This window comes from Extensimonas perlucida (assembly GCF_007655255.1).
In the GTDB taxonomy this organism is placed as follows: domain Bacteria; phylum Pseudomonadota; class Gammaproteobacteria; order Burkholderiales; family Burkholderiaceae_C; genus Extensimonas; species Extensimonas perlucida.
Genome location: NZ_VMYE01000004.1, coordinates 173955 through 200686, shown reverse-complemented (window position 1 = coordinate 200686; position 26732 = coordinate 173955). Strand labels below are relative to the sequence as shown.

The following is a 26732-nucleotide window of genomic DNA, read 5'->3' as shown; positions in this document are numbered from 1 at the left end:
AGCCGACGATTCCAAAACCCGACAGGCTCCTAGGGGCGCACCCTCGCCTGCGCCATCGCACATCTCCTTCCAATCTGCCGGGGACATTTGTAATTGGGATAAAGAGGACATTACTACTTTGGGCTCACATAGCCCTGGCCCGCCGCAGGGCGCGGATATAATGGGCGGCTTTTCTCGCATAAGCGCCGTCCCAGCATCCAAAGCCACTACTTTTTTGAGAGCAGTCACGCGCAGCAAGGTCAGGCACGTCCATGCCCATCCTTGCCCAGCGCAACCTGCGGACCTGGGCGGCCGCCATTCGTTTCGGAGTCCCCAGTGCTTTCGTCTCTCAAGGCAAGCTTCCCGCTCGCCATTCTGGCGCTCGCAGACGGCACGGTCTTTACAGCGCAATCGATAGGTGCCGCGGGCACCACGGTCGGCGAGGTGGTGTTCAACACCGCCATGACCGGCTACCAGGAAATCCTCACCGACCCGAGCTACTGCCAGCAGATCGTGACGCTCACGTATCCGCACATCGGCAACTACGGCGTCAACCCCGAGGATGTCGAGGCCGACAAAGTCCATGCCGCGGGCCTGATCATCAAAGACCTGCCGCTGCTCGCCAGCAACTTCCGTTGCACGCAGACCCTCTCGGACTACCTGGTGCAAGAGCGCACTGTCGCCATTGCGGGCCTGGACACGCGCCGCCTCACACGCCTGTTGCGCACCGGCGGGGCGCAAAACGGCGCCATCGTCGCGCTGGCGCCGGGCCAGGCGGCCACGCAGGCCGCGCTCGAACAGGCCGCCGCACAGGCCATCGCTCTCGCGCAAGGCGCGCCGCGCATGGTCGGGCTCGATCTGGCCCAGGTGGTCAGCACGCGCGCGCCCTACGCCTGGACGCAGACCGAGTGGCAGCTCGGCGCCGGCTACGGCACGCAGACCGCGCCGCGCTTTCATGTCGTGGCCTACGACTTCGGCGTGAAGAAAAACATCCTGCGCATGCTCGCCGCGCGCGGCTGCAAGCTCACCGTGGTGCCCGCGCAGACGCCCGCGGCCGAGGTGCTGGCGCTGCGTCCTGACGGCGTCTTTCTGTCCAACGGCCCCGGCGACCCCGAGCCCTGCGATTACGCCATCGCCGCCGCGCGCACGCTGATCGACGCAGGTATCCCCACCTTCGGCATTTGCCTGGGGCACCAGATCATGGCGCTGGCCAGCGGTGCCAAGACCTTCAAGATGAAGTTCGGCCACCACGGCGCCAACCACCCCGTGAAAGACCTGGACACGGGCCGCGTCTCGATCACGAGCCAGAACCACGGCTTCGCCGTCGATGAAACCTCGCTGCCCGCGAATCTGCGCGCCACGCACGTGAGCCTGTTCGACGGCACGCTGCAAGGGCTTGCGCGCACCGACAAGCCCGCGTTTTGCTTCCAGGGCCACCCCGAGGCCTCGCCCGGCCCGCACGACATTGCCTACCTGTTCGATCGCTTCACGGCGCTGATGGAGAGCCAGAAAAATGCCTAAGCGCAGCGACATTCAAACCATCCTCATCATCGGCGCCGGCCCCATCGTCATCGGGCAGGCGTGCGAATTCGACTACTCGGGCGTGCAGGCCTGCAAGGCGCTGCGCGAAGAGGGCTACAAGGTCATCCTGATCAACAGCAACCCCGCGACGATCATGACCGACCCGGCCACGGCCGACGTCACCTACATCGAGCCCATCACCTGGCAGACGGTCGAAAAAATCATCGCCAAGGAGCGCCCGCAGCACCCCGGCGGCTTTGCCATTTTGCCCACCATGGGCGGGCAGACCGCGCTCAACTGCGCGCTCGACCTGTGGCGCAACGGCGTGCTCGCCAAGTACCAGGTGGAGCTGATCGGCGCCACGCCCGAGGCCATCGACAAGGCCGAGGATCGCCTCAAATTCAAGGAGGCCATGACGCGCATCGGCCTGGGCTCGGCCAAAAGCGGTATCGCGCACAGCATGGCCGAAGCCTGGGAGGTGCAAAAGCACGTGGGCTTTCCCACGGTGATCCGCCCGAGCTTCACGCTCGGCGGCACGGGCGGCGGCATCGCCTACAACCCCGAGGAGTTCGAGATCATCTGCAAGCGTGGCCTCGAAGCCTCGCCCACCAGCGAGCTGCTGATCGAAGAGTCGCTCGTGGGCTGGAAAGAGTACGAGATGGAGGTGGTGCGCGACAAGGCCGACAACTGCATCATCGTGTGCTCGATTGAAAACCTCGACCCCATGGGCGTGCACACGGGCGACTCGATCACCGTCGCGCCCGCGCAGACGCTGACCGACAAGGAATACCAGATTCTGCGCGACGCGAGCCTGGCCGTGCTGCGCGAGATCGGCGTGGACACCGGCGGCTCCAACGTGCAGTTTTCCGTCAACCCCAAAGACGGCCGCATGGTCGTCATCGAGATGAACCCGCGCGTGTCGCGCTCGTCGGCGCTCGCGTCCAAGGCCACGGGTTTCCCGATCGCCAAGGTTGCGGCCAAGCTGGCGGTGGGCTACACGCTCGACGAGCTGCGCAACGAAATCACGGGCGGCGCCACGCCCGCGAGCTTCGAGCCCACGATCGACTACGTGGTCACCAAGATTCCGCGCTTCGCGTTCGAAAAATTCCCCGCCGCCGACAACCGCCTGACCACGCAGATGAAGAGCGTGGGCGAGGTCATGGCCATTGGGCGCACGTTCCAGGAGTCATTCCAGAAGGCGCTGCGCGGGCTCGAAGTCGGCGTCGATGGCATGAACGAAAAGACGCAGGACCGCGAAGTGCTCGAAAAAGAGCTCGGAGAGCCCGGCCCCGAGCGCATCTGGTACGTGGGCGACGCCTTCGCCGCGGGCTGGACGCTCGATGAGGTGCACCATCTCACCAAAATAGACAAGTGGTTTCTGGTGCAGATCGAGGAGATCGTGAAGATCGAGCTCGACCTCGACCAGCACACCGCCACGCACGGCGAAGCCGCGCTCGAGGCGCTCTCGAAACAAGAGCTGCTACAGCTCAAGAAAAAAGGCTTTTCCGACCGGCGCCTCGCCAAGTTGCTGAAAACCAGCGAGCAAGCCGTGCGGGCGCACCGCCGCGCGCTGGGCGTGCGCCCGGTTTACAAGCGCGTGGACACCTGCGCGGCCGAATTTGCCACCAACACCGCCTACATGTATTCGACCTACGAGGACGAATGCGAGGCCGAGCCTACCGACAAGAAAAAAATCATGGTGCTGGGCGGCGGGCCCAACCGCATCGGCCAGGGCATAGAGTTCGACTACTGCTGCGTGCATGCGGCGCTGGCCATGCGCGAGGATGGTTACGAAACCATCATGGTCAACTGCAACCCCGAAACCGTCTCGACCGACTACGACACCAGTGACCGGCTGTATTTCGAGCCGCTCACGCTCGAAGACGTGCTCGAGATCGTCGAGAAAGAAAAGCCCACGGGCGTGATCGTGCAGTATGGCGGCCAGACGCCGCTCAAACTCGCGCTGGGGCTTGAGGCCGAGGGCGTGCCCATCATAGGCACTACGCCCGACATGATCGACGCCGCCGAAGACCGCGAGCGCTTTCAGCAGCTCTTGCACACGCTGGGCCTGCGCCAGCCGCCCAACGCCACCGCGCGCACCGAGGCCGAGGCGCTCGAAAAAGCCCAGGCGCTGGGCTACCCGCTGGTGGTGCGCCCGAGTTACGTGCTGGGCGGGCGTGCGATGGAGATCGTGCACGAGCAGCGCGACCTCGAGCGCTACATGCGCGAGGCCGTCAAGGTCAGCAACGACTCGCCGGTGCTGCTGGACCGCTTTTTGAGCGACGCCATCGAGTGCGACGTCGATGCCGTGCGTGACGCCACGGGCCAGGTGCTGATCGGTGGCGTGATGGAGCACATCGAGCAGGCCGGCGTGCACAGCGGCGACTCGGCCTGCTCGCTGCCGCCGTACTACCTCAAGCAGTCCACCATCGATGAGCTCAAGCGCCAGACCGCGGCCATGGCCGAGGGGCTGAACGTGGTCGGGCTGATGAATGTGCAGTTTGCGATCCAGGAAGTGCCGCAGGACGGCGGCGGCAAGCAGGACGTGATCTACGTGCTCGAAGTCAACCCGCGCGCGAGCCGCACCGTGCCCTTCGTGAGCAAGGCCACGGGCATACAGCTTGCCAAGGTGGCGGCGCGCTGCATGGCGGGGCGCTCGCTGGCCGAACAGGGCGTGACGCGCGAAGTCGTGCCGCCGTACTTCAGCGTCAAGGAGGCGGTGTTTCCCTTCGTCAAGTTCCCGGGCGTCGATACCATCCTCGGCCCCGAGATGAAATCGACGGGCGAAGTCATGGGCGTGGGCAAGACCTTCGGCGAGGCCTACATCAAGGCGCAGATGGGCGCCGGCGAGCGCCTGCCGCGCCCGCTCAAGGCCGACGGCACGCCCAGCGGCAAGGTGTTCCTCACGGTGAAAAACGCCGACAAGCCCCAGACTGTGCAGATTGCGCGCGCGCTGCACGCCATGGGCTTTGCGCTCGTGGCCACGCGCGGCACGGCGCAGGCCATTGCCGCCGCCGGCGTGCCCTGCGAGGTGGTCAACAAAGTCACCGAAGGCCGTCCGCACGTGGTGGACATGATCAAGAGCGGGCAGATCGCGCTGGTCATCAACACCGTGGAAGAGCGCCGCAATGCCATCGCCGACAGCCGCACCATACGCACCGGCGCACTGCAGGCGCGCGTGCCCACCATCACCACCGTCGCGGGCGCCGAGGCTGCCGTCGAGGGCATGCGCTTCATGGACCGGCTGGGCGTGATCTCGGTGCAGGAGATGCACGCGCAGCTGTTTTCGCCATCGGGGAAAACAGGGGCTTAACGCCGCCGTAGCGATTCGGCATAATCGCCGCATCCACTTGCCGCCGGGGTTCGCCTCGGCGGTTTGCTTTTGCACGACACGAAAAAGACGCAGACCACCATGGCCACCATTCCGATCACCAAGCGCGGCGCAGAACAGCTCAAGGCCGAGCTGCACCGCCTCAAAACCAAAGACCGCCCCGAAGTCATCAGCGCCATTGCCGAAGCGCGCGCGCAGGGTGACCTGAGCGAAAACGCCGAATACGACGCCGCCAAAGACCGCCAGGGCTTCATCGAAGGCCGCATCAAGGAAGTCGAAGGCAAGCTCGCCGCTGCGCAAGTGATCGACCCCGCGACGCTGGACGCGGGCGGCAAGGTGGTGTTCGGCGCCACCGTGGAACTCGAAGACGAAGAAACGGGCGAGCAGGTGACCTACCAGATCGTTGGCGAGGACGAGGCCGACCTGAAGCTGGGCCTGATCAACATCAGCAGCCCCATCGCACGCGCGCTGATCGGCAAGGAAGAGGGTGACACCGCCGAGGTGCAGGCGCCCGGCGGCGTGCGCCACTACGAGATCATCGCCGTCAAATACCAGTAAGGACCAGCAAGGCCACGTAAGCGATCAAAGGCGAGAGTCCATGACAAAGATCCCCATGTCCTTGCTGGCGGCGGCGCTGTGGTGGGGCAGCCTCACAGCGATTGGCTTCATGGCCGTGCCGCTGCTGTTTGCCCATTTGCCCACGCCCGCCATGGCCGGGAACATGGCGGCGCAGCTGTTTCATGCGCAAAGCTGGGTCTCGGTGGGGTGCGCGATGGTGCTGCTGATTTATGCATCAAAACAGGCCAAAGCCAAGGATACACAAGCGCAAGCAGCTATCGCATTGATAGTTTTCGGTGTAATCTGTGCGTTGCTGGGCGAATACGCCATCGCGCCGCGCATCGTCGCGCGCCAGAACCTGCGCCTGTGGCACAGCGTGGGCAGCGTGCTGTACCTGCTGCAATGGCTGTGCGCGGGTGCCGTGCTGTGGCGCGCGGGGCGCAAAACCGCGACGCCCTGACGCGCGCCCCTCGGGTTGTGCGCAGCCGGCCGCCCCAATCCCCCAGCCGATTGACCAAGGGCAAACCCCCTGGGAGCGTTGGCTTGCACAATGGCCGGCTCGGGCAGGGCTCAGTGCCTATGCCCCGTTTTAGAGGAGCTCGCGACACCATGGATTCCCCTATCGTCGAAATGGACGCCACCCAGTGGCAGGGCCTGCAGGCGCGCCCTGAATGGACGGCAGCGCTGGAGGCCGGCAAGGTGCTTTTTTTCCCGCGCCTGGGCTTCGAACTCAGCCCCGCAGAAAAAGCCCTGCTGCGCGAAGACATGCTCGACCCCGGCAAGCGCAACGTCAGCCTGGACGCCGAGGGTGTGCTCAACCACGCCGCCGGCAGCGCCGCCGAGCAGAAGGCGCTGGCCGCGATGATCGGCCGCTTTCGCGCGCAGGCGCTGCAGCTCATCGATGACCTGTTGCCCGCGTACCGTGGCCAGCTGCGCGTAGCGCCCACGAGCTTTCGGCCCGCGCAGGTTGAAGTGCGCGCGCAGTCGGTGCGCGCCGACGACCAGCGCATGCACGTCGACGCCTTCCCGACCCGGCCCACCTACGGCGAGCGCATTCTGCGCGTGTTCACCAACGTCAACCCGCAGGGCGCACCGCGCGTGTGGCGCGTGGGTGATTCGTTCGAGGCCATCGCGCGCAAATTTCTGCCCCAGGCCAAACCCTACCGCCTGTGGCAGGCCCGGCTGCTCAAGGCCGTGCATGCGACCAAGTCGCTGCGCAGCGAATACGACCACCTCATGCTGCAGCTGCACGACTTGATGAAGTTCGACGAGGACTACCAGAAAAACGGCACGCTGGTGACGATTCCCTTTCCGCCCGGCAGCGTCTGGGTGTGCTTTTCCGACCAGGCCACGCACGCCGTGATGAGCGGCCAGTTCATGATGGAGCAAACGCTGTACCTGCCGCCGGGCCGCGAGGCCGACCCGCAAAGCAGCCCGCTCGCCATCCTCACGCGCCTCGTGGGGCGCCCGCTCGCGGGGGTGGGGGCGGGGGTGGCGCGCTAGGAGCCTGTCGGACTTTGGGCGTCGAAAGCGAGAATGCGCCCCAGCGAGACCAGTTTTTGCCGGATTCGCCGCCCCATAGCGGGACTATGGGGCAAGAAGACGGTAAAAAATGGGCCGCTGCGGCGCATTCGCAGCCGACGACTCCAAAGCCAGACAGGTTCCTAGGAGCCTGTCGGGCTTTGGGCCGCCTTTGGCGCTCAGTGCCTCAGCCAGCCGTTGACCTGGGCGATGGCGGCTTCGCGGTCGCCGCCGGCGAGGGTTTGCAGGCGGATGCGTGAGAGCAGGTACAGGTAGCGCGCCTGCGCCAGGTCGCGCAGCGTTTGCATGCGGCTTTGCTCGGCGTTCAGAATGTCCACCTGCGTGCGGCTGCCGGCCTCGAAGGACTTGCGCGTGGAGAGCACCAGCTGATCGGCCGAGCGCGCGGCCTGCTCGAGCGCGCGCACGCGCAGGATGCCTTCGGTCACGCCGCGGTATTCCTTGTTCACGCGCAGCGCGAGGTCGCGGCGCAGGGCTTCGAGGGATTCGCTGATGCGCTCCTGCTCGGCGAGCGCCTGGCGCACGGTGGAGTTGACATAGCCGCCGGCGTACAGCGGGATGGACAGTTGCAGACCGACGGCCTTGTTGACGTAGCGCGAGTGGATGCTGGTGATGTTTTCACTCGCGCTGTCCGACCATTGCGCGCTGGCGTCCAGCGTGGGGTAGTGGCCGGCCTGGGTCTTTTCGACTTCGCGGCGCGCGGCCTCGAGCTGGGCTTTCATGGCCTTGATCTCGGCGCTCGCGCCTTCGGCCATGCGCGTCCAATCTTCGAGTTGCAGCGGGTCGGGCGGCAGCAAGGGCATGCGCGCGACGTCTATGCCGGCCAGCGCGCCGGCGGGCTGGTTGATCAGGCTTTCGAGCGTGCGGCGCGTGTAGTCCTGGTTCTGGCGCGCCTCGAGTTCCTGCGCGATGGCCATGTCCAGGCGCGACTGCGCGTCGTCGATGTCGGTGCGCGTGCCCGATCCGGCCGCGAGCGCCTTGCGTGCGGCATCGACCTGGGTGGTGTAGGTGGCTTTCTGGGCCTCGATCAGCGCGAGCTGGTCGTCGGCCAGCAGGGCATCGAAGTAGGCGCTGCTCACGCGCACGGCAAGTTTCTGCAGGTCGTCGCTGAGCACGGCCTCGGCCTGCTCGACCTGGGCCTCGGCCTGGCGGTATTGCGCCCAGCGCTGTTTGTTGAAGAGCGGCTGGCGCAGGGAGACGACCTTGCCGTAGCTCATGTAGGTGTCGTCGCGCGTGCTGAGTTGTCCAAGCATGTTGGGCTGCGTGGTTTCGAGCCGGTTTTTCGTGCGGCCCCAGGACGCCGACAGGCTGGGCAGCAGCTGTGCGCGCGCTTGCGGCAGGCGCTCGCGCCCCGATTCGGCGGCGGCACGCGAGGCGCGGATGCTGGCGTCCTGCTCGAGCGCGGCATCGTAGGCTTGCTGCAGGTCCAGCGCCCAGCTGGCGGCGCCCATGCCGGCGAGCAGGGCGGCAAGCAAGGCGCTGCGCGCCGGGCGGCGGGGTTGGTGTGTGGCGGCCATGGCGTCATTCCTCTTTCATGGACGCCGCAAGGCGCTTGGCGAGCGGATGCAGCAGGTAGGTCAGCAGCGAGCGCTCGCCGGTCTTGATGATGACTTCGGCGGGCATGCCGGGCTGCAGCTGGCGCTGGCCCAGAATCTTGCGCCCCTCCGGTGTGACGCTGACGCGCGCGAGGTAGTACGAAATCTGCGGGTTTTGCGGGTCGGTGAGCAGGTCGCCTGAAATGGATTCGACCTTGCCCGGCACGACGAGCTGCGGCGAGTGCGCAAAGGCGGAAAAGCGGATGTCGGTGGGCAGGCCCGCGTGCACCTTGTCGATCAGGTTGGGGGGGATGCGCGCTTCGAGCAGCAAGGGCGCATCGAGGGGCACGATGTCCATGAGTTTTTGTCCCGGCTGGATCACGCCGCCCACGGTTTGTATGACCAGGCCTATGACCTGCCCGGATGCGGGGGCGCGGATTTCGAGGCGGTCGAGGTCGGCCTTGGTGGCGACGTATTTTTCCGCGTCGGACTCCACTTCGCGCGTGACGTCGGCGAGCTGGCCTTCGACTTCTTTGCGGTACTCCTGCTGGCGCGCGATGATGCGCTGGCGCAGCTCGGCGATAGAGCGGCGCGCGCGGCTGCTGTTGCCCACGAGTTCGGCAATCGCGGCGTTGGATTCGGCCACCATACGCTCGAGTTCGAGCTGACGGTTGCGCGGCGCGTAGCCTTCGCTGACCAGCGCGCGCGTGTGGTTCAGCTCTTCGTTGAGCAGGGTGAGCTGGTTGCGCCGGTTGATCAGCATGTTGTCATAGGCTTCGAGCTGCGCCTGCAGCCCCTGGATGCTTTCTTCCATGCCTTGCACGTCGGCGCGCAGGGCCGCAGTGCGCGCACGAAAGAGCTGCTCCTGCGTCTGCATCTGCCGGCGGATCAGAGGGTCGGATTGCGCTTCGAGCAAGTGGGGGTGGAACTGGATGTTGTTCTGCCCCGCCTGCTCGGCCAGCAGGCGCCCCTGCATGGCGCGCAGGCCCAGGTAGCGCTGGCGCACGGTTTCATAGTTGGCGCGCGCCGTGGCCTCGTCGAGGCGAAGCAGCACCTCGCCTTCCTTGACTTCCTGGCCTTCGCGCACCAGCACTTCCTTGACGATGCCGCCCGTGAGGTGCTGCACCACCTTGCGCTTGGTGTCTATGGCGACCATGCCCTGGCTGGGCACGCCCTCGTCGAGCGGGGCGAACGTGGCCCAGAGCAGGAAACCGCCCAGGCCTATGAGCAGGGCCCACAGGCCTATGCGCGCGGCGCGCCCGGTGTCGGCGAAGGCGTGGTGCTCGTGCTCGTCCGGTGTGGAAGCGGCCGACTCCGGCTGGGGCGTGTCCGGCGCATGAGAGAAAAGTTTGGGAAAAGCCATGACAGTCTCGCGAAGAAAAAAGGGGCAAAAGAGGGGCTGCGCTCAGGCGGGCAGCGGCGCAGCGGGCGGCGGCGCTTCGGGGCGTGCGCCCGCGGCGGGGGTGCGCGCCGCTTGCAGTGCGGCGAGCACGGCGTCGCGCGGTCCGTGCGCCTGGATCTGGCCGTCACGCAGGATCAAGATCCGGTCCGCCACGGCCACGACCCCGGGGCGGTGGCTGATGAGAACCACGGTCTTGCCCTTGGCCTTGAGCTCGAGCACGGTTTTTTGCAGCGCCTGCTCGCCCGCGTCGTCGAGGTTGGCGTTGGGCTCGTCGAGCACGACCAGCGCCGGATCACCATAAATGGCGCGTGCGAGCGCGATGCGCTGGCGCTGTCCGCCAGAAAGCAGGCTGCCAGCCTCACCCATGGGCATGTCGTAGCCCTTGGGAAAGCGCAGGATCATTTCGTGCAGGCCCGCCGACTGCGCGGCCGCGATGACCTTGTCGGGGTCGAGTTCGGCAAAGCGCGCGATGTTTTCGGCGATGCTGCCGTCGAACAGCTCCACGTCCTGCGGCAGGTAGCCGAGGTGGGGGCCGAGCTCGCTGCGGTTCCAGCCGCTCAAGGGGCGCTCATCGAGCAGCACCTCGCCCGCAACCATGGGCCAGATGCCCACGAGCACGCGTGCCAGCGTGGACTTGCCCGAGCCCGAAGGGCCCAGCACCACGGTCACGGTGCCCGCGGGGATGTGCAAATCTATGCCCTTGAGGATGGGGCTGCTGCGCCCGGCGGCGGTGGCGACCACGTTGCGCAATGTGACGGCGCCCGTGGGCGGCACGCGCATGAGTGCGGCATCGCGTTCGGGGTGGGTCTCGAGCAGGGCCTCGAGGCGCGCAAAGGCTTCGCTTGCGCCGATGAAGCTGCGCCAGGACGACACGAGCAGGTCTATGGGCGCGAGCGCACGGCTCATGAGCACGTTGGAGGCGATCATCGCGCCGGGCGAGAGCTGGCCGTCGATCACGAGCAGTGCGCCCACACCGAGCGCGAACGATTGCTGGCTATAGCGGATGAATTTGCTCCAGGCCGTGATGCGGCTCGAAATGCCTTGCGCCTGGTGCTGGCGCAGCAGCGCGCGCTGGTGCCGCTGGAACCAGTGCCGGCGCAGGTTGCCCACCATGCCCATGGCTTCGAGCACCTCGGCGTTGCGCAGCTTGCCTTGCAGATAGGCATTGGCCTCGGCCTGCGCCGTGCCAGCCAGGTGCTGCGGCGCAATCGTGCGCTGGTGGCCGAACCAGGCAAGCGCCGCCTGCACGAGCGCAAAAACGATGCCCGTGACACCAAGCCAGGGGTGCAGCAAAAACAGCACCGCGATGTAGATCGGTGTCCAGGGCGCGTCGAAAAAGGCGAACACGCCCGTCCCCGTCATGAACTGGCGCAGTTCGGTCAGGTCGGCAAAGGCGCGCGCCGGGCTGTGGCCCGACTGGCTCAGCGAAGATTCGAAGCTGGCGTTGAACACGCGCGTGCCCAGCTTTTGATCGAGCCGCACCCCCGTGCGCACCAGCAGGCGCGAGCGCGACCACTCGGTGAAGGCGAGCATGCCAAGCAGAAAGAGCGTGATCAGCGACACGGCGAGCAGGGTCAGCTCGCTGCCGCTCGCGAGCACGCGGTCATAGACCTGCAGCATGTAGAGGGTGGGCGTGAGCATGAGCAGGTTGGCGACCATGCTGAAAATGCCGACGATGAAAAACTCGCGCCGGAAGGCCCAGAGCGTCTGGGTCAGCTCGCTGCGCGCAAAGAAGGCAGGGGTTTTCATAGGAAGATGAGGCGGAAGGCGGGCAAGGGTCAGGATGCGGCGGGCAGGGCGCCGCCGGGGGCGGTCGGGCGTGGCTGCGCAGCGGCAGCCGCCTGTTGCGCTGCTTGCTGTGCTGCCTGCTGTGCTGCTTGTTGGAGCGCCGCCAGCACCTCGTCACGCGGCCCGAAGGCTTGCTGCGTGCCATCGCGCAGCACGAGCATGGCGTCGGCCACGGCGAGCACACTGGTGCGGTGCGTCATGACGACGAAGGTCGTGCCCTGCTGTTTGAGCATGAGAATGGCCTGGGCCAGTGCGGCGTCGCCCTCCTCGTCGAGGCTGGAGTTGGGCTCGTCGAGCACCACGAAGGCGGGCTTGCCGTAGAGCGCCCGTGCCAGCGCGACGCGCTGACGCTGCCCGCCCGAGAGCATGGCGCCGTCGCGTCCCACGGGGCTGTCGTAGCCCTGCGGCAGGCCGAGGATGAATTCGTGCATGCCCACGAGCCGTGCCGCTGCTTCGACCTTGGCCATGTCCACTTCGCCAAAGCGCGCGATGTTTTCCGCCAGCGTGCCCTCGAACAGTTCCACCCCTTGCGGCAGATAGCCCATGTGCGGCCCGAGTTCGGACTTGTCCCAGGTGAACACGTCTGCGCCATCGAGGCGCACCTTGCCGCTGGCGGCGGGCCAGATGCCGACGAGCAGGCGCGCGAGCGTGGTCTTGCCCGAGGCCGAAGGGCCGACCACGGCGAGCACGCGCCCGGCGGGCAGCGCAAACTGCACCCCGCGCACGATGGGAATGGCCGAGCCCGGCGCCGCGGCCACGAGCGCCTCCACCGTCAGCGCACCACGGGGCGGCGGCAGGCGCATGCTTTCGGGGCGCGGCGGCACGTTGGCAAGCAACTGCTCGAGCCGGCCCATGGCGTCGCGGGCGTTCACGACCGTGCGCCACTGCGCGATGATCTGCACCAGCGGCGCAAGCATGCGCCCGCCCAGCACCGAGCCGATGATCATCATGCCCGCGCCGCCGTTGAGACTGCGGTTGAGCAGCAGCCAGGCGCCCAGCCCCAGCAGCAGCGAGCCCATGACCTGTTGCACGAATTTGGCCACGGCCTGGTAGCTGCCGGCCGCATCCGAAGCCACGGCCTGCAGGCGCAGGAATTCGCGCTGCTTGTCCATCCAGCGCTTGTGGATGTCGCGCAGCATGCCCATGGATTCGATGACTTCGGCGTTGCGCAGCGAGCCGTCGGCGTACTGCTGCGCGGCAATCGCGGTGCGGTTGGCGGCCGACAGCGGCGGCTGCGTGCTGCGCTCGGTGAGCCAGGCGATGCCGACCTGCACCAGCGCGCCCACGACCGCCGACCAGCCAAGCACGGGGCTGATGGCAAAAATCAGGATGGCAAAGACGATGGAGGCAGGCGCCTCCATGAGCGCGGTGAGCACCGAGGCATGCAGAAAGTCGCGCACCGTGCGCAGGTCGTTCATCGACTGCACCATGCCGCCGGGCACGCGGCGCAGGTTGGCCTCGAAAAGGGCATTGAAAACGCGCGCCGACATCTTGCGGTCGAGCGTTATCCCGGCTTCGTGCAGGATCGCGGTGCGCACCCACTCGAGCAGCTCCATGAGCAGGTAGGCGCCGAGCACGAGCAGCGTGAGCATGGCCAGCGTCATGTGGCTGCGGCTGTTGACCACGCGGTCATAGACCTCGAGCATGTAGCCCGTGGGGGCGAGCACGAGCAGGCTGGTTGCCAGGCTGAGCCAGCTTGCGCGCACGAAATACGGGCGCAGCGTGGCCAGGGCCTCCCGCAATTCGGCGGCAGGGCGTTTGTTGGGGTTCATACGGTTTCCTCCACCATCACGTATTCGGGAATTTCAGCGGTGCCGGTGGCGTCCGCGGCAGGGTTTTGCGGCGCCTCCTCGTCAGGGTCCGTGAGCCAGAAGGCCAATTCATAAATGCCGTCGGCGCGGCGCGAGAGCACGATTTCGCGCAATTTCTGCGTGTGGAAGGCGGCCTCGTCTTCGGGGCGCAAGGACAGTTGAAAGCGCATGCGTCCGTCCAGCGTGAACATGGACAGCTGGCCCGCCTTGAGGCTCAGCGTGTGCCGGTCGAAATACACCGGGCAGCTGTCGGTAAAGCGCAACAGCGGCAAAGGCTTATCGCCCAGGCGCGTGAGGTTGAACGGGCTGTCCGGGTGCTGGAACACCACCCTGCAGGTGCGAGATACGGAGTAGATGGCGTTGCACACCATCTGCGAGCCCATGGCCGGGAACTGCGCGCGCAGTGCCTTGTAAGCCAGGTGATGCAAGGCCACGCGGTTCCACACGCGGGTGTTTTGCACCAGCGGCGCGAGCGCATTGCACAGTTGCGCAAACCCCTGCTGCAATGCCTGCAGCCGCTGCCCTTGCTCAGGGGAGGTGTCGAGGGGAATGCGCAGCACGGACTTCATATAGGAAGCGGAGTGTAGCATGTTCCTATATGAAGTTTTGGGGTGTAAAAAAACCAGGACGGACTGGAGAAGGGCAACAAAAAAGCCGTCTTGCGACGGCTTTTTGCTTTGCTGACAGCGCACCGTTTACAAACGGCGAGCGGCTAAGGCCGCTCGGGCTGATAAAAAAGGCGGGACGCTCTGCCGGCGTTCAGGCAGAAAGTGCCAGCGCCTTGACTTTGGCGGCGATGCGGCTCTTGTCGCGTGCGGCCTTGTTCTTGTGGAAGATGCCCTTGTCGGCCACGGTATCGACCACCGATTGCATTTTGGCGAAGAGTTCCGTGGCCTTGGTCTTGTCGCCGGCGAGCACGGCTTTTTCGACGTTTTTCACGGCGGTGCGGTATTTGGAGCGCAGCGAGCTGTTCGCGGCGTTGAGTTTGACGTCCTGACGGGCGCGCTTGCGGCCCGACGCGAGGCGCGGGTTTTTCTTTTGGGGCTTGGATGCCATGACTGGGTTCCTTGGGTGTCTGTGGGTGTTGTCAGCAAAGCCGGGCATTATATCCTTTGGCTCTGCGCTTTGCGCGTGTTTGCGCGGCTGTCTTGCGCGTGAGCTGGCCGTGCGCAATGCGTGGCGCAGGGGGTGGTGCAAGGCTGGCTGCGCATACACTCCCGCCGGTGTCACTTTTCAAAGCCGCCTCCACCGTCTCTTTGCTGACCCTGGCCTCGCGCATCACGGGGCTGGTGCGCGACTTGCTCATGGCGTCGATGTTTGGCGCGAATGTGCTGACCGACGCCTTCAATGTGGCGTTTCGCATTCCCAACCTGTTTCGGCGCCTGTTTGCCGAAGGGGCGTTCAGCCAGGCTTTCGTGCCCGTGCTCGCGGCCACCAGGGAGCAGCGCGGCGCCGAAGCCACGCGCGCGCTGATCGCCAGCGTGGCCACGGTGCTCACCTGGGTGCTGGTGCTGACCTGCGCGCTGGGCGTGCTCGGTGCGCCTGTGCTCGTGTGGGCGCTCGCGAGCGGCCTGCACCAGAGCCCCGCGGGGTTCGACGCGGCTGTGGCGATGACGCGCTGGATGTTCCCGTACATAGGCTGCATGTCGCTGGTGGCGCTGGCCTCGGGGGTGCTCAATACCTGGAAGCATTTTGCGCTGCCGGCGGCGACGCCGGTGCTTTTGAACCTCAGCATGATCGCCGCGGCCTGGCTCGGCGCGCCGCAGCTTGCGGCGCGCGGCATCGAGCCGATTTACGCCATGGCGGGTGGTGTGATGCTGGGCGGCGTGCTGCAGCTGGGCGTGCAGCTGCCCGTGCTGCTGCGCATGGGGCTGCTGCCGCGCATCGGTCTGCGCTGGGCCGAAATCCGCGCGGCCTGGGCGCACCCTGGCGTGCGGCGCATCCTCAAGCTGATGGCGCCGGCCTTGCTCGGCGTCGGCGTGGCGCAGTTTTCGCTGATGATCAACACGCAGATCGCCTCGTACCTCGCGCCGGGCAGCGTCACGTGGCTGTTCTATGCCGACCGCCTGATGGAATTCCCCACGGCGCTGCTGGGCGTGGCGCTGGGCGTGGTGCTGACGCCGCAGCTCGCGGCGGCGCGCGCAGCGGGTGATGCGCAGCGCTATTCGGCCATGCTCGACTGGGGCTTGCGCCTCGTGGTGCTGCTGGCCGTGCCCTGCGCGGTGGCGCTGCTGACCTTTGCCACGCCGCTCGTGGCCACGCTGTTCCACCACGGCGCGCTGCACGATGGCGACGTGGGGCAGATCGCGCGCGCCCTGGTCGGCTATGGCGCGGGCCTGCTCGGGCTGGTGGCGATCAAGGTGCTCGCGCCCGGCTACTACGCAAGCCAGGACATCCGCACGCCGGTGCGCATCGCGGTGGTGGTGCTGGTGATCACGCAGCTGCTCAACGTGGCGCTGGTGCCGCTCTTGGCGCATGCGGGGCTGGCCTTGTCGATCGGGCTGGGGGCGCTCGTGAATGCGCTGTGGCTGCTCGTGGGCTTGCTGCGGCGCGGCAGCTACCGGCCGCAGCCGGGCTGGGGGCGTTTTGCGTTGCAAGTGGTGGCGGCCAGCGCCTTGCTGGCCGTGCTGCTGGTGTGGGCGGCGCAGCACTTTCCGTGGCTTGCGCTGCGTGCCGACGGCATGCGACGCGCGGGCCTGCTGGCCATGATCCTGTGTGCGGCGGCGGCGGTGTATTTCGGCGCGCTGTGGGCCGCGGGGCTGCAGCTGCGGCAGCTGCTGCGGCGCTGATGGTGTGAACCCGGCTTTGGCGTCTTTGGTATAGATTGCGCAGGTTTGCTGCAGCGCACGCGAAACCCATGCTTTTCGATGATTCCCCTCCGACCCCGCTCGATTATTTTGCGACGCTGGTGCAAAGCGACGCCCATTTTCCATTGCTCGAAGCGGCGGCCAGCATCGCGCAGGACGAATACCCCGAACTCGACCTGCAGCAGGTGCTCGGCGAAGTGGACCAGGTGCAGGCCCGGCTGCAGCGCCGTATCTCGCGCAATGCCTCGGCGCTGCAGCGGCTGCGCCAGTTGAACCAGTTGTTCTTTGCCGAACTGGGCTTTGGCGGCAATGCCAACAACTACTACGACCCGGAAAACAGCTTTTTGCACCATGTGCTGGCCACGCGCCGCGGCATTCCCGTGTCGCTCGCGGTGCTGTGGCTGGAACTGGCCCAGGGCGCGGGGCTGCAGGTGCGCGGTGTGGCGTTTCCGGGGCATTTCATGGTCAAGGTGGTGCTGCCCAACGGTCAGGTGGTGATAGACCCGGTCACGGGGCAGTCGCTGGGGCGCGAGGAACTGCTCGAGCGGCTCGAGCTCTACCAGGATGAGCGCGGCCTCGTGCCGGACGAAATGCCGTTGAGTCTGTACCTGCAGGCGGCCACGCCGCGCGACGTCGTGGCGCGCATGCTGCGCAACCTCAAGGAAATTTACGGCGCGCAGCACGACGCCGAGCGCTTGCTGGCCGTGCAGGACCGGCTCGTGGTGCTGCTGCCGCGGGTGTGGGAGGAGCGGCGCGACCGCGGCTTGCTTTATGCCGCACAAGGCGAGCCCGCACGCGCCGTGGCCGACCTCGAAGCCTATCTGGAGCACGCGCAAGGCAGTGAAGATGCCGCAGCGGTAGCCGAGCGGCTGCGCGCGCTGCGGCGCATCGTGGGGCAGTGAGCGCGGCGGCGTGAATCACTGCGCCGGCAGCGGCAGACGCAGCACGAAGCAGGCGCCGCCGTCGGGGTTGGCCTCGCAGTGCACGCTGCCGTGGTGGCGGCGCGCGATCGAGCGCACCAGCGCCAGCCCCAGACCTACGCCGCCCGCGCGCTCGCTCGCGCCGGGCAGGCGGTAAAAGGGCTCGAAGATGCGCTCGCGCAAGTCTTCGGGCACGCCGGGGCCGTGGTCGCGCACGCGCAGCTCGGCCATGTTGCCCTGACGCTGCACGCTCACGGTGATCTCGCCCTGGCTGTAGCGGCGCGCGTTTTCGAGCAGGTTACGCAGCGCGCGGCGCAGCAGCTTGGCCACACCCTGCACTTCGAGCGCCGCGGCGTCGGTGTGCAGCTCGGCATGCACGCGCGCGCATTCCTCGGCAGCCAGGCCGACCAGATCGACGCGCTCGAAGGTGCCCACGTCGGCCTCGCGTGCGTCCAGGCGGCTCGCGAGCAGGATTTCATCGACGAGCTGGTCGAGCTCGGCGATGTTGCGCAAAATTTCGGCGCGAAACGCGGGCGCCGGCTGCTCGCCAGACATGAGCTCCAGCCCCATGCGGATGCGCGCAAGCGGCGAGCGCAGCTCGTGCGAAGCGTTGGCGAGCAGCGACTTGTGCGACTGCACCAGCGCCTCGATGCGCGCTGCCGCGGCGTTGAACTGGCGCGACAGATCAGCCACCTCGTCGCGCCCGTGCACCGGTGCGCGCACGGCCAGGTCGCCATCGCCGAAGCGCTTCATGCTGCGCTGCAGCACCTCGAGCCGTTGCAGCAGGCGTCGCAGGATGGGGAACATGCCCAGCGCCACCGCAAGCGCCACGATGCCCAGCATCCACACAAAGCCAAACGGCGGGCGCAGCCAGAAAGCACCCGGCGGCGGGTGGCCAGGGCCGCGGTCCTGGCGCGGCGCCAGCTCCAGGCGGTAGGTGCGGCCGTCTGCGCCTTCGATGCGCAGCGCCAGCTTCTCGCCGGGCGGCGCGGGCACGCGCGTGGCCAGGCCCGCAAGCACGGGCCGGCCTTGCGCATCGAGCAGGCGCAGCATGCGCCCCGGCGGTTGCACTGGCGCGCCGCTTTGTTCGGCGGCCAGGCGCTCGGCCGCCCAATGCTCGGCGGCGATGTGCCAGGCCAGGCCCACGGCCAGCGTGAGCACCATCACGGCCGCGACCACGGCGAGCCACAGGCGCAGATAGAGGCGGCGCGAAAACGGGCTGGAGAACGGGCCGGAGAAAGGCATGGGAGCAGACCGGATTGCGAGCAGCCTCAATCCTGCTGGCGCGCAAACACATAGCCCACGCCGCGCACCGTGAGGATGCGGCGCGGGTTTTTCGGGTCGGCCTCGATGGCGGCGCGGATGCGCCCCATGTGTACGTCGATCGAGCGGTCGAAGGCTTCGAGCTCGCGCCCGCGCACGGCCTCCATGATCTGGTCGCGCGTGAGCACACGCCCCGCGCGCTCGGCCAGCGCCACGAGCAGGTCGAACTGGTACGAGGTCAGCTCGGCGGGCTTGCCGCCCACGCTGACGCTGCGCGCGTCGCGGTCGATCTCGAGCGAGCCAAAGCGCAGCACCTGCGCCGCCGGCGCGCTGCCTGGCGTGCGCCGGCGCAGCACGGCGCGGATGCGCGCGAGCAGCTCGCGCGGCTCGAAGGGCTTGGGCAGATAGTCGTCGGCACCGATCTCCAGGCCGATCACGCGATCCATCGGGTCGCCCTTGGCCGTGAGCATGAGGATGGGCACCTGCGCCGCGGCAGAGGGCAGCGCGCGGATGCGGCGGCAGACCTCGAGCCCGTCGATGTCGGGCAGCATCAAATCCAAAATCACGAGGTCGGCGTTGAAGCCGGGCTCCTGCAGCTGCGCCAGGCCGCTCGCGCCATCGGCGCAGTGCAGCACCTGCATGCCCGACTGGCCCAGGTATTCACCGACCATCTGCGCGAGGCGCGCGTCGTCTTCGATCATCAGCAGTTGGGAACTCATGGCGTGGCAGTGTAGAGCTGTGTCTGCCGCGATGATCGCACTGCTGGCGTGCGCGCCGGTTGAAGCGGGCGTAAAGCGTGGGTAAATGGGGTTTTCATTGGCGCTGCGAAAACCCAAAAACACGAAGGGCCCCCGGTGACGGGAGCCCTGCGCGGCGCAGCGCAAACCATGGTTTACGCTGCCGGTACGAGACCGATTTACAAGTCCTTGGGTGCTTGGCTGTCTTTGCCAGCGTCCGTCAGCGCGGTGCCTTCGGCGCTTGCGCCGGCCTTGGCCAGAGTTTTCTCGGCACGTTGGAAGCGTGCCGGATCGAGCTCGCGCGCCGTCTTGTTGCCGTCGAGGCCGGTCACGATCTCACCCTTTTGCTGCGCTTCGATCAGCTCGGCACGCACTTGGGCGCGTGTTTTGCCTTGGGCGGCTTGCTGGCTTGCGTAGCGCGCAGGCTCCAGCTCGTTGAGCTTCTTGTTGCCATCGAGGCCCGTGGCGATGTCGCCGCTGCGTTGGGCTTCGACGAGCTCGGCACGCACTTGGGTGCGCGTGGTGCTGGTTGCAGCGAGTTGTGCTGCTTGGGCATAGCGCGAGGGGTCGAGCTCATTGAACTTCTTGTTGCCATCGAGGCCCGTGGCGATGTTGCCCGTGCGCTGGGCTTCGATCATGTCGGCGATCACTTGATCGCGCGTGAGCTGGGCGAATGCCGAAGTGCCAGCGAGCAAACCCGTTGCGAGAACCAGGGTAGTGAGGCGAAGTTTCTTGTTCATGGTGCAATCCTTTCAAAGCTGTTGGCTGTGATAACGCCGGCGGGCGGTGGTCCCTGCCTGTCGGCATCGGTGCATCGGCTAGTGGGTTGCGATGCATCAATGGCTCGAATATTAGGGAAAACCCTAGCATTTTAAAACCAAGTAAACCGCAATTCAGTGTTGCTCCATTTGCAATAATGGATTTCTATCTGAACATTTGTTCAAATCAATGGACAGGCTTTCATCCATGCGGGTGTTCCAGCGCGTGGCCGACGAGGGCAGTTTTGCCGCGGCGGCGCGGGCGCTCGACATGTCGCCGGCGGCGGTGACGCGCGCCGTGGCCGAGCTCGAGCAGCACCTGGGCGCGCGGCTGTTGCAGCGCACCACGCGCAAGCTCGCGCTCACCGACGCGGGCGAGGCGTACCTGCGCCGCGTGCGCAGCATCCTGCAGGAGATCGACGACACCGAGGCGGCCGTCAGCGCGAGCGCGCAAACCCTGCAAGGCATGGTGCGGGTGCAGGCGTCGCCGCTGCTGGCCTCGTACTTCCTGGCTGTGCAGATCGCGCACTGGCACCAGCAGCATCCCAAGGTGGCGCTTGAGATCGTCGTCGAGCCGTTCCCGCACCTGCACGTGGAAGAGTACGACGTGACCTTCATGACTGTGGAGGAAGGCTTCGACGCGAACGTAGTCGCGCGGCCGCTCGCCACGACCGAGTTCATCGTCTGCGCTGCGCCCGCCTACCTCGCGCGCGCGGGCACGCCGCAGCAGCCGCAAGATTTGGCGCAGCACGACTACCTCAAATTCCTGCGCCAGCAGGGTGGCGGCACGAGCCGGCGTTACTTGCCGCTGCGCCGTGCCGACGGCACGGGCGAGCCGGTGCACGTGGAAATGCCCGTGGTGCTGCAGTCGGTCAGCTTCGAGGTGCTGTACCGCGCGGCGCTGCATGGTGCGGGCGTGGCGGTGCTCTCGCACCTGCTCGTCGCTCCCGACTTGCAAAGCGGCGCACTCGTGCACTTGCTGCCCGAGTGGATCTTTGGCCGCTCGACCATCTACGCCGCGGTACCCTCGCGCAAGCTCATGCCGGCGCGCGTGCGGGCGTTCCTCGACTTCATGAGCGCCTTTCTGCCCGGGCGCATCGCCTGATAGGACCCTGTCGGGCGTTGCCGCGCTTTAGTTCTGGCGCGGATAACGGCTGGGATCGAGCTCACGCATCGTCTTGTTGCCATCAAGACCCGTGGGAATGTCGCCCGTGCGCTGGGCTTCGATCAGTTCAGCGCGCACTTGCTCGCGCGTCTTGCCTTGGGTGGCTTGCTGGCTCGCGTAGCGGGTCGGCTCCAGCTCGTTGAGCTTTTTGTTGCCATCGAGGCCCGTGACGATGTCGCCCGTGCGTTGCGCCTGGGCGAGTTCGGCGCGCACTTGTGCGCGTGTGGCGCCAGCGCTCACCAGCTGCGCGGGGTAACGGGCGGGCTCCAGTTCATTGAGCTTCTTGTTGCCATCGAGGCCCGTGGGAATGTCGCCCGTGCGTTGTGCCTCGATCAGCTCGGCGCGCACCTGTTCACGGGTGAGCTGGGCGAAGGCCGAAGAGCCGACGAGCAGCCCGGCTGCGAGTACCAGGGTACTGGTGCGAAGTTTCTTGTTCATGGTGGAATCCTTTCAAAAGCGGGTGGCGGCCATAACGCCGGTGGGCGATGGCCCTTGCTTGCCGGCATCGGTGCATCGACTGAGGGGTTGCGATACAACGATGGCTCGAATACTAGGGAAAACCCTAGGTATGAAAAACTAGACGGATGTCAATTCAATGTTTCAATTTTTGAAACAATCAATTTGCAGTTGAACATTTGTTCAAAAAATAGAGGGGTTTCAGCCGCTCCAGGGGCTCCAGGGGTTCCAGCGCGCCGCTGGCTGCGACAATCGCGCCATGAGCACGATTTACCGCATCGCCCCCTCCATCCTCTCTGCCGACTTCGCCCGTTTGGGCGATGAATTGCGCCAGGTCATCGCTGCTGGCGCGGACTGGATTCACTTCGACGTGATGGACAACCATTACGTGCCCAACCTCACCTTCGGCCCCATGGTCTGCCAGGCGCTCAAGCCGCACGCGCGCACCGCGGCGGGCGTGCCCGTGCCCATCGATGTGCACCTGATGGTCGAGCCCGTCGATGCGCTCGCGGCGGCCTTTGCCGAGGCTGGCGCCGACACTGTCAGCTTCCACCCCGACGCCACGCGCCACGTGCACCGCAGCATCCAGGCGATCCGCGCGCGCGGCGTCAAAGCGGGGCTTGCATTCAACCCCGCCGCGCCGCTGGACGTGCTCGACTGGGTGATCGAAGACATAGACCTGATCCTCATCATGAGCGTGAACCCCGGCTTTGGCGGGCAGAGCTTCATCGACTCGGCGCTGCGCAAGATCGAGGACGCGCGTCGGCGCATCACCGCCTGCGGCAAGGACATCCGGCTGGAAGTGGATGGCGGCATCAAGGCCGACAACATCCGCCGCGTGGCCGACGCGGGCGCGGACACTTTCGTCGCGGGCAGCGCCATCTTCGGCCAGCCAGACTACCGCGCCGTGATCGAGGCCATGCGCGCGCAGCTTGCGCAGGCGCCGTCTGCCGCGCCCGCTGCTGCCTCTGCCACCCCGCGCGCCGCATGATCGCGATCCCGCTCGAGCGCGCGGCCTGGGACGCGGCCATCATCGACCTCGACGGCACGCTCGTCGATACCCTGGGCGACTTCAGCGTCGCGCTCAACCGCATGCTGCAGGACCTGGGAGCCTGTCGGGCTTTGGGCGTCGAAAGCGAGAATGCGCCCCGGCGAGACCCGTTTTTGCCGGATTCACCGCCCCATAGTGGTGCTATGGGGCAAGAAGCCGGTGAAAAGTGGGCCGCTGCGGCGCATTCGCAGCCGACGATTCCAAAGTCCGACAGGCTCCCAGGTTTGCCGCCCATCGCGCCCGCCTTCGTCGCGACCATGATAGGCAAAGGCTCCGAGCACCTGCTGCGTTCAGTGCTAAAACACGTGCTAACGCAGGTGGGACAAGCGCAAGCAGCTCCTGAAATCGATGCGCAGGTGGAGGCCCTGTACGCGCGTGCCTGGCCCAGCTACCAGCGGCACTATGCGGCCATCAACGGCCAGTACGCGCAGCTCTACCCCGGTGCGCTGCAGGGCGTGCAGGCGCTGCACGCCGCGGGCCTGCGCCTGGCCTGCCTGACGAACAAACCGCTGGCCTTTGCACGTGCGCTGCTGCAGTCCAAGGGGCTTGCGCCGTACTTTGCGCAGGTGTTCGGTGGCGACAGCTTTGCCGCCAAAAAGCCCGATCCGCTGCCGCTGCGCAAAACCTGCGAAGCGCTGCTGAGCGCGCCCGCGCGCACGCTCGTGGTGGGCGACTCGAGCAACGACGCCCAGGCCGCGCGCGCCGCCGGCTGCCCCGTGGTGCTCGTCACCTACGGCTACAACCACGGCCAGCCCGCGCGCAGCGTGCCGGCCGATGGCTACATCGATTCGCTCGCCGACCTGCTGCCGCTGCAGCAGTAGGCTGGGTTGGCGCAGCGTAACCCAGCACCGGCTGCTGGCCACGTACCGGAAATGCTGGGTTACGCTACGCCAACCCAGCCTACGAGCTTGCCCTCTCCATGTTCGATGCCCCCGCGCCCATGACCCCCGCAGAATTCATCGCCAAATGGGGCCCTGGCGGCCCTGCCTACGCGCTCAACGAAGAGCAGGGCGCACAAAGCTACTTTCTCGACCTGTGCGAGCTGCTCGGCGTGCCCAAGCCCGGCAGCGGCGAGGTGGCGCACGAATACCTGTTCGAGCGCGGCTCGCTGGTGCTCGGCGAGGCACGCGGCTACGCCGACGTGTTTTACCGCGACCACTTCGCGTGGGAAAACAAAGCCCCCGGCAAAAACCTCGACGCCGCGCTGCGCCAGCTGCAGCAATACAGCCTGGCGCTGGCCAACCCGCCGCTGCTCGTGGTGTGCGACCGGCTCACGATCCGCATCCACACCCAGTTCAACGGCCACCCGAGCCAGACGCACACCGTGCGCCTCGACCAGCTCGACCAGCCCGAGGCGCGCGAGCTGCTGCGCCGCCTGTGGAACGATCCTGCGAGCTTTCGCCCGCAGCTCACCAACCGCGCCATCACCGAAGCCGCCGCGCAGAGCTTTGCCACCCTGGCCGAGCAGCTGCGCCGCCGCGGCCACCACCCCGACGCGGTGGCGCACTTCCTCACGCAGTGCCTGTTTTGCTTCTTTGCCGAAGACGTGGGCCTGCTGCCGGGGCGCATGTTCGAGCGCCTCGTGGGCAACCGCCACCTCAGCAGCGAACGCCTCACCCAGGGCCTGCAGCAGCTCTTTGCCACCATGCGTGACGGCGGCCTCTACGGGCCCGACGACCTGCCCTGGTTCAACGGCGGGCTGTTTGCGCGCATCGAAGTGCCGCGGCTCGAAGTGCCGGACGTGACCGAGCTGCGCAAGGCCGCCGCGCTCAACTGGAGCGCGATCGACGTCTCCATCTTTGGCACCCTGTTCGAGCGCGGGCTCGACCCCGCCAAGCGCAGCCAGCTTGGCGCGCACTACACCGACCCGGCCACCATCGCGCGCATCATCGACCCCGTCATCATCCGCCCGTTGCTACAGCAGTGGGAGCAATTTGCGCAGGAGCTGCAAGGGCTCACGGCCAAAATCAAGAAGCATGGCGACGCCGCCTACCAAAAGGCGCACGCGCGCTTCGTGCAGTGGCTGCAGACGCTGGCCGGCTTTCGCATCCTGGACCCGGCCTGCGGCAGCGGCAACTTTCTGTTCCTCGGGCTCAAGGCGCTCAAGGACGTAGAGCTGGTGTGCGTCACGCAGGCCGCCGACCTGGGCCTTGCGCGCGAGCAAGACCTGGTCACCGGCCCGCACAACGTGCTGGGCATAGAGCTCAACGAATACGCCGCCGAACTCGCGCGCGTGAGCATCTGGATCGGCGAAATCCAGTGGCGCATCGCGCACGGCTACCAGCCCAAAACCAACCCCGTGCTCGAGCCGCTCGAGCAAATTGAATGCCGCGACGCGCTGCTCGCGTGGGAAAGCGAAGCGCAAGGCGGGCCGCCCCGGCCCGTCGAAGCCGCCTGGCCCAAGGCCGACGTGGTGGTGGGGAATCCGCCGTTTTTGGGCGACAAGTGGATGCGCAGCGAACTCGGCGACGCCTACGTCGATGCGCTGCGCAAGGTGTACGAAGGCCGTGTGCCCGGCGGCGCCGACCTCGTTACGTTTTGGTATGAAAAAGCGCGCTCGGCCATTGCACAGCAAGCGCTGAAAGCTGCGGGTTTGGTAGCAACCAACTCGATCCGCCAGCGCGGCAACCGCCCCGTGCTCGAGCGCATTGCGCACACCACGCGCATCTTCGAAGCCTGGGCCGACGAACCCTGGGTGAACGAGGGCGCCGCCGTGCGCGTGTCCATCGTGTGCTTTGGCGCGTGGGATCAGCCCGCGCGGCTCGACGGGCAGGAGGTGGCGCAAATCTTCACCGACCTCAAGGCGCAGCCGCTCGCCAGCGGCGAGGCGGTGGACTTGACGCGCGCGAAGCCGCTGGCCGAGAACGCCGACGCCTCGTATTTCGGCTTTTGCCTGGCCGGCAAGTTCAAGGTGCCCGCCGAAACCGCCGCCCAATGGCTGCGCCTGCCCAACGTCCACGGCCGGCCCAACAGCGACGTGCTCAAGCCCATTTACAACGGGCGCGACATCACCTACCGCTGGTCGGGCGATTGGGTGGTGGACTTCGGCGCCCAAATGTCCGAGCAGGACGCCGCGCTGTACGAGGCGCCGTTTGCGCACGTGCGCGCGCAGGTCGCTCCCGTGCGTGCCAGCAACAAGCGTGCGGCACGCGCGCGCTGGTGGTGGCGCTTCGGCGAAACACGCCCCGGCCTGCGCCGCCAGCTCGCCGCGCTGACGCGCTACATCGTCACCGTGGAAACGGCCAAGCACCGCCTGTTCGTGTTCCTGCCCGCGCGCGTCGCGCCCGAGCACAGGCTGATCGTGATTCCGCGCGCCGATGACACGACCTTTGGCGTGCTGTCGAGCCGTTTTCACGTCGTCTGGGCTTTGGCGCGCGGCGGCACGCTGGAGGACAGACCTGTTTACAACACGACGCAGGTTTTCGAAACCTTCCCCTTCCCCGCCGGCCTCACCCCCGCCGACACCGCGCACCAGCGCACCGAGGCCGTGGAAGGCGGAGCGCTGATCCCCGCGGGGCTCGCGGACACGGTCTTGATCGCGGCGCAAGATTTTGAGCCAAATCGGCCTCAAGCCAAGGCGCAGCAAGCACTAGCAGCTACCAAAAGCATATCCCTGCGCGCCGCCGCCACGGCCATCGCGCAGGCCGCGCAGCGGCTCGACGCGCTGCGCCAGGCGTGGCTCAATCCGCCCGAATGGACGCAGCGCGTGCCCGAGGTGGTGCCGCTGGGCATGGAGCATTCGCCCTATCCCGAGCGCATCGTGCCGCGCCCCGGTTTTGAAAAAGACTTGCAGCAGCGCACGCTCACCAAGCTCTACAACCAGCGCCCGGCATGGCTCGCGCAGGCGCACGCCGCGCTTGACGCCGCCGTGGCCGCGGCCTACGGCTGGGCCGACTACGCGCCCGACTGGAGCGACGAAGACATCCTGCGTCGCCTGCTGGCGCTGAACCTTGCGCGCAGCCACGGGGCCGGGCCTGCGGGCGGCGCAGCGTAGCCAAGGCCGTGTAACCCCGGCAGCTTTGCGGCGCGGGTTTGCAACCGGAATCGAACCCGCGTCCGTCCCGTTCCGGCCAAAAAGCACACCCATTTACGCCCATCCGAGTCCGGGCGT

General features: G+C 66.9%; 21 protein-coding genes. 11 read left to right on the top strand and 10 right to left on the bottom strand.

Annotated features, from left to right (window positions below):
* Positions 1 to 315 precede the first annotated feature (315 nt).
* From carA to kdoO, 5 genes are all read left to right on the top strand, one after another.
* Positions 316 to 1500 carry a glutamine-hydrolyzing carbamoyl-phosphate synthase small subunit gene (gene carA / locus FK527_RS06020; RefSeq protein WP_144731062.1) on the top strand — a complete coding sequence of 395 codons (1185 nt, stop codon included), beginning with the start codon at positions 316 to 318 and terminating at the stop codon, positions 1498 to 1500.
* Positions 1493 to 4813 carry a carbamoyl-phosphate synthase large subunit gene (gene carB, locus FK527_RS06015; RefSeq protein ID WP_144731060.1) on the top strand — a complete coding sequence of 1107 codons (3321 nt, stop codon included), beginning with the start codon at positions 1493 to 1495 and terminating at the stop codon, positions 4811 to 4813. Before carA ends, carB begins: the two co-directional genes overlap by 8 nt.
* A 99-nt stretch (positions 4814 to 4912) precedes the next feature.
* Complete coding sequence (gene greA / locus FK527_RS06010) at positions 4913 to 5389, top strand: transcription elongation factor GreA (protein WP_144731058.1); 477 nt, start codon at positions 4913 to 4915, stop codon at positions 5387 to 5389.
* A 40-nt stretch (positions 5390 to 5429) separates the two neighbouring features.
* Positions 5430 to 5849, top strand: coding sequence for a DUF4149 domain-containing protein (locus tag FK527_RS06005; protein WP_144731056.1), 420 nt, complete (start codon positions 5430 to 5432; stop codon positions 5847 to 5849).
* A 149-nt stretch (positions 5850 to 5998) separates the two neighbouring features.
* A complete protein-coding gene (gene kdoO, locus FK527_RS06000; protein WP_144731054.1) occupies positions 5999 to 6892 on the top strand; it encodes a Kdo hydroxylase KdoO in 894 nt (297 codons plus the stop codon).
* Positions 6893 to 7089: 197 nt separating this feature from the next.
* Here kdoO and FK527_RS05995 read toward each other — a convergent pair whose 3' ends face one another.
* The 6 genes from FK527_RS05995 to rpsT form a co-directional block, all read right to left on the bottom strand.
* Positions 7090 to 8445 (bottom strand): TolC family outer membrane protein, encoded by a 1356-nt coding sequence (locus tag FK527_RS05995; protein ID WP_144731052.1) that lies wholly within the window; start codon positions 8443 to 8445, stop codon positions 7090 to 7092.
* Between the two features lie 4 nt (positions 8446 to 8449).
* Positions 8450 to 9826, bottom strand: coding sequence for an HlyD family type I secretion periplasmic adaptor subunit (locus tag FK527_RS05990; protein WP_144731050.1), 1377 nt, complete (start codon positions 9824 to 9826; stop codon positions 8450 to 8452).
* A gap of 42 nt (positions 9827 to 9868) precedes the next feature.
* On the bottom strand, positions 9869 to 11614 hold the full coding sequence (locus tag FK527_RS05985; RefSeq protein ID WP_144731048.1) for a type I secretion system permease/ATPase: 1746 nt from the start codon (positions 11612 to 11614) through the stop codon (positions 9869 to 9871).
* Between the two features lie 29 nt (positions 11615 to 11643).
* Entirely contained in the window at positions 11644 to 13425 is a 1782-nt protein-coding gene (locus FK527_RS05980) for a type I secretion system permease/ATPase (protein ID WP_144731046.1), read from the bottom strand.
* A complete protein-coding gene (locus FK527_RS05975; RefSeq protein WP_144731044.1) occupies positions 13422 to 14033 on the bottom strand; it encodes a hypothetical protein in 612 nt (203 codons plus the stop codon). Before FK527_RS05975 ends, FK527_RS05980 begins: the two co-directional genes overlap by 4 nt.
* Before the next feature lie 190 nt (positions 14034 to 14223).
* Entirely contained in the window at positions 14224 to 14520 is a 297-nt protein-coding gene (gene rpsT, locus FK527_RS05970) for a 30S ribosomal protein S20 (protein WP_144731042.1), read from the bottom strand.
* Between the two features lie 167 nt (positions 14521 to 14687).
* Here rpsT and murJ point away from each other — a divergent pair, with 167 nt between their 5' ends.
* Positions 14688 to 16253 carry a murein biosynthesis integral membrane protein MurJ gene (gene murJ, locus FK527_RS05965; RefSeq protein WP_144731040.1) on the top strand — a complete coding sequence of 522 codons (1566 nt, stop codon included), beginning with the start codon at positions 14688 to 14690 and terminating at the stop codon, positions 16251 to 16253.
* A gap of 68 nt (positions 16254 to 16321) precedes the next feature.
* A complete protein-coding gene (locus FK527_RS05960; protein ID WP_144731038.1) occupies positions 16322 to 17173 on the top strand; it encodes a SirB1 family protein in 852 nt (283 codons plus the stop codon).
* A gap of 15 nt (positions 17174 to 17188) precedes the next feature.
* Here the strand turns inward: FK527_RS05960 and FK527_RS05955 are convergent, their stop codons facing one another.
* The 3 genes from FK527_RS05955 to FK527_RS05945 all read right to left on the bottom strand — a co-directional run bounded on the left by FK527_RS05955 (position 17189) and on the right by FK527_RS05945 (position 19931).
* Positions 17189 to 18436, bottom strand: a complete 1248-nt coding sequence (locus FK527_RS05955) for a HAMP domain-containing sensor histidine kinase (protein WP_144731036.1) — start codon at positions 18434 to 18436, stop codon at positions 17189 to 17191.
* Between the two features lie 26 nt (positions 18437 to 18462).
* Positions 18463 to 19173 (bottom strand): response regulator transcription factor, encoded by a 711-nt coding sequence (locus FK527_RS05950; protein ID WP_144731034.1) that lies wholly within the window; start codon positions 19171 to 19173, stop codon positions 18463 to 18465.
* A gap of 197 nt (positions 19174 to 19370) precedes the next feature.
* A complete protein-coding gene (locus tag FK527_RS05945) occupies positions 19371 to 19931 on the bottom strand; it encodes a DUF4148 domain-containing protein (RefSeq protein WP_144731032.1) in 561 nt (186 codons plus the stop codon).
* A 226-nt stretch (positions 19932 to 20157) separates the two neighbouring features.
* Between FK527_RS05945 and FK527_RS05940 the strand changes: the two genes are divergently transcribed.
* Complete coding sequence (locus tag FK527_RS05940) at positions 20158 to 21054, top strand: LysR family transcriptional regulator (protein WP_342778961.1); 897 nt, start codon at positions 20158 to 20160, stop codon at positions 21052 to 21054.
* Positions 21055 to 21081: 27 nt separating this feature from the next.
* On the opposite strand, the gene FK527_RS05935 is transcribed toward FK527_RS05940, so the two are convergent.
* Positions 21082 to 21552, bottom strand: a complete 471-nt coding sequence (locus FK527_RS05935) for a DUF4148 domain-containing protein (protein ID WP_144731028.1) — start codon at positions 21550 to 21552, stop codon at positions 21082 to 21084.
* A 277-nt stretch (positions 21553 to 21829) separates the two neighbouring features.
* On the opposite strand from FK527_RS05935, the gene rpe reads away from it, so the two are divergent.
* From rpe to FK527_RS05920, 3 genes are all read left to right on the top strand, one after another.
* A complete protein-coding gene (gene rpe, locus FK527_RS05930) occupies positions 21830 to 22561 on the top strand; it encodes a ribulose-phosphate 3-epimerase (protein ID WP_144731026.1) in 732 nt (243 codons plus the stop codon).
* Positions 22558 to 23442: an HAD-IA family hydrolase gene (locus FK527_RS05925; protein ID WP_144731024.1), complete on the top strand. Its 885-nt coding sequence runs from the start codon at positions 22558 to 22560 to the stop codon at positions 23440 to 23442. Before rpe ends, FK527_RS05925 begins: the two co-directional genes overlap by 4 nt.
* Positions 23443 to 23540: 98 nt before the next feature.
* Entirely contained in the window at positions 23541 to 26615 is a 3075-nt protein-coding gene (locus FK527_RS05920) for a class I SAM-dependent DNA methyltransferase (RefSeq protein WP_144731021.1), read from the top strand.
* Positions 26616 to 26732: the final 117 nt, after the last annotated feature.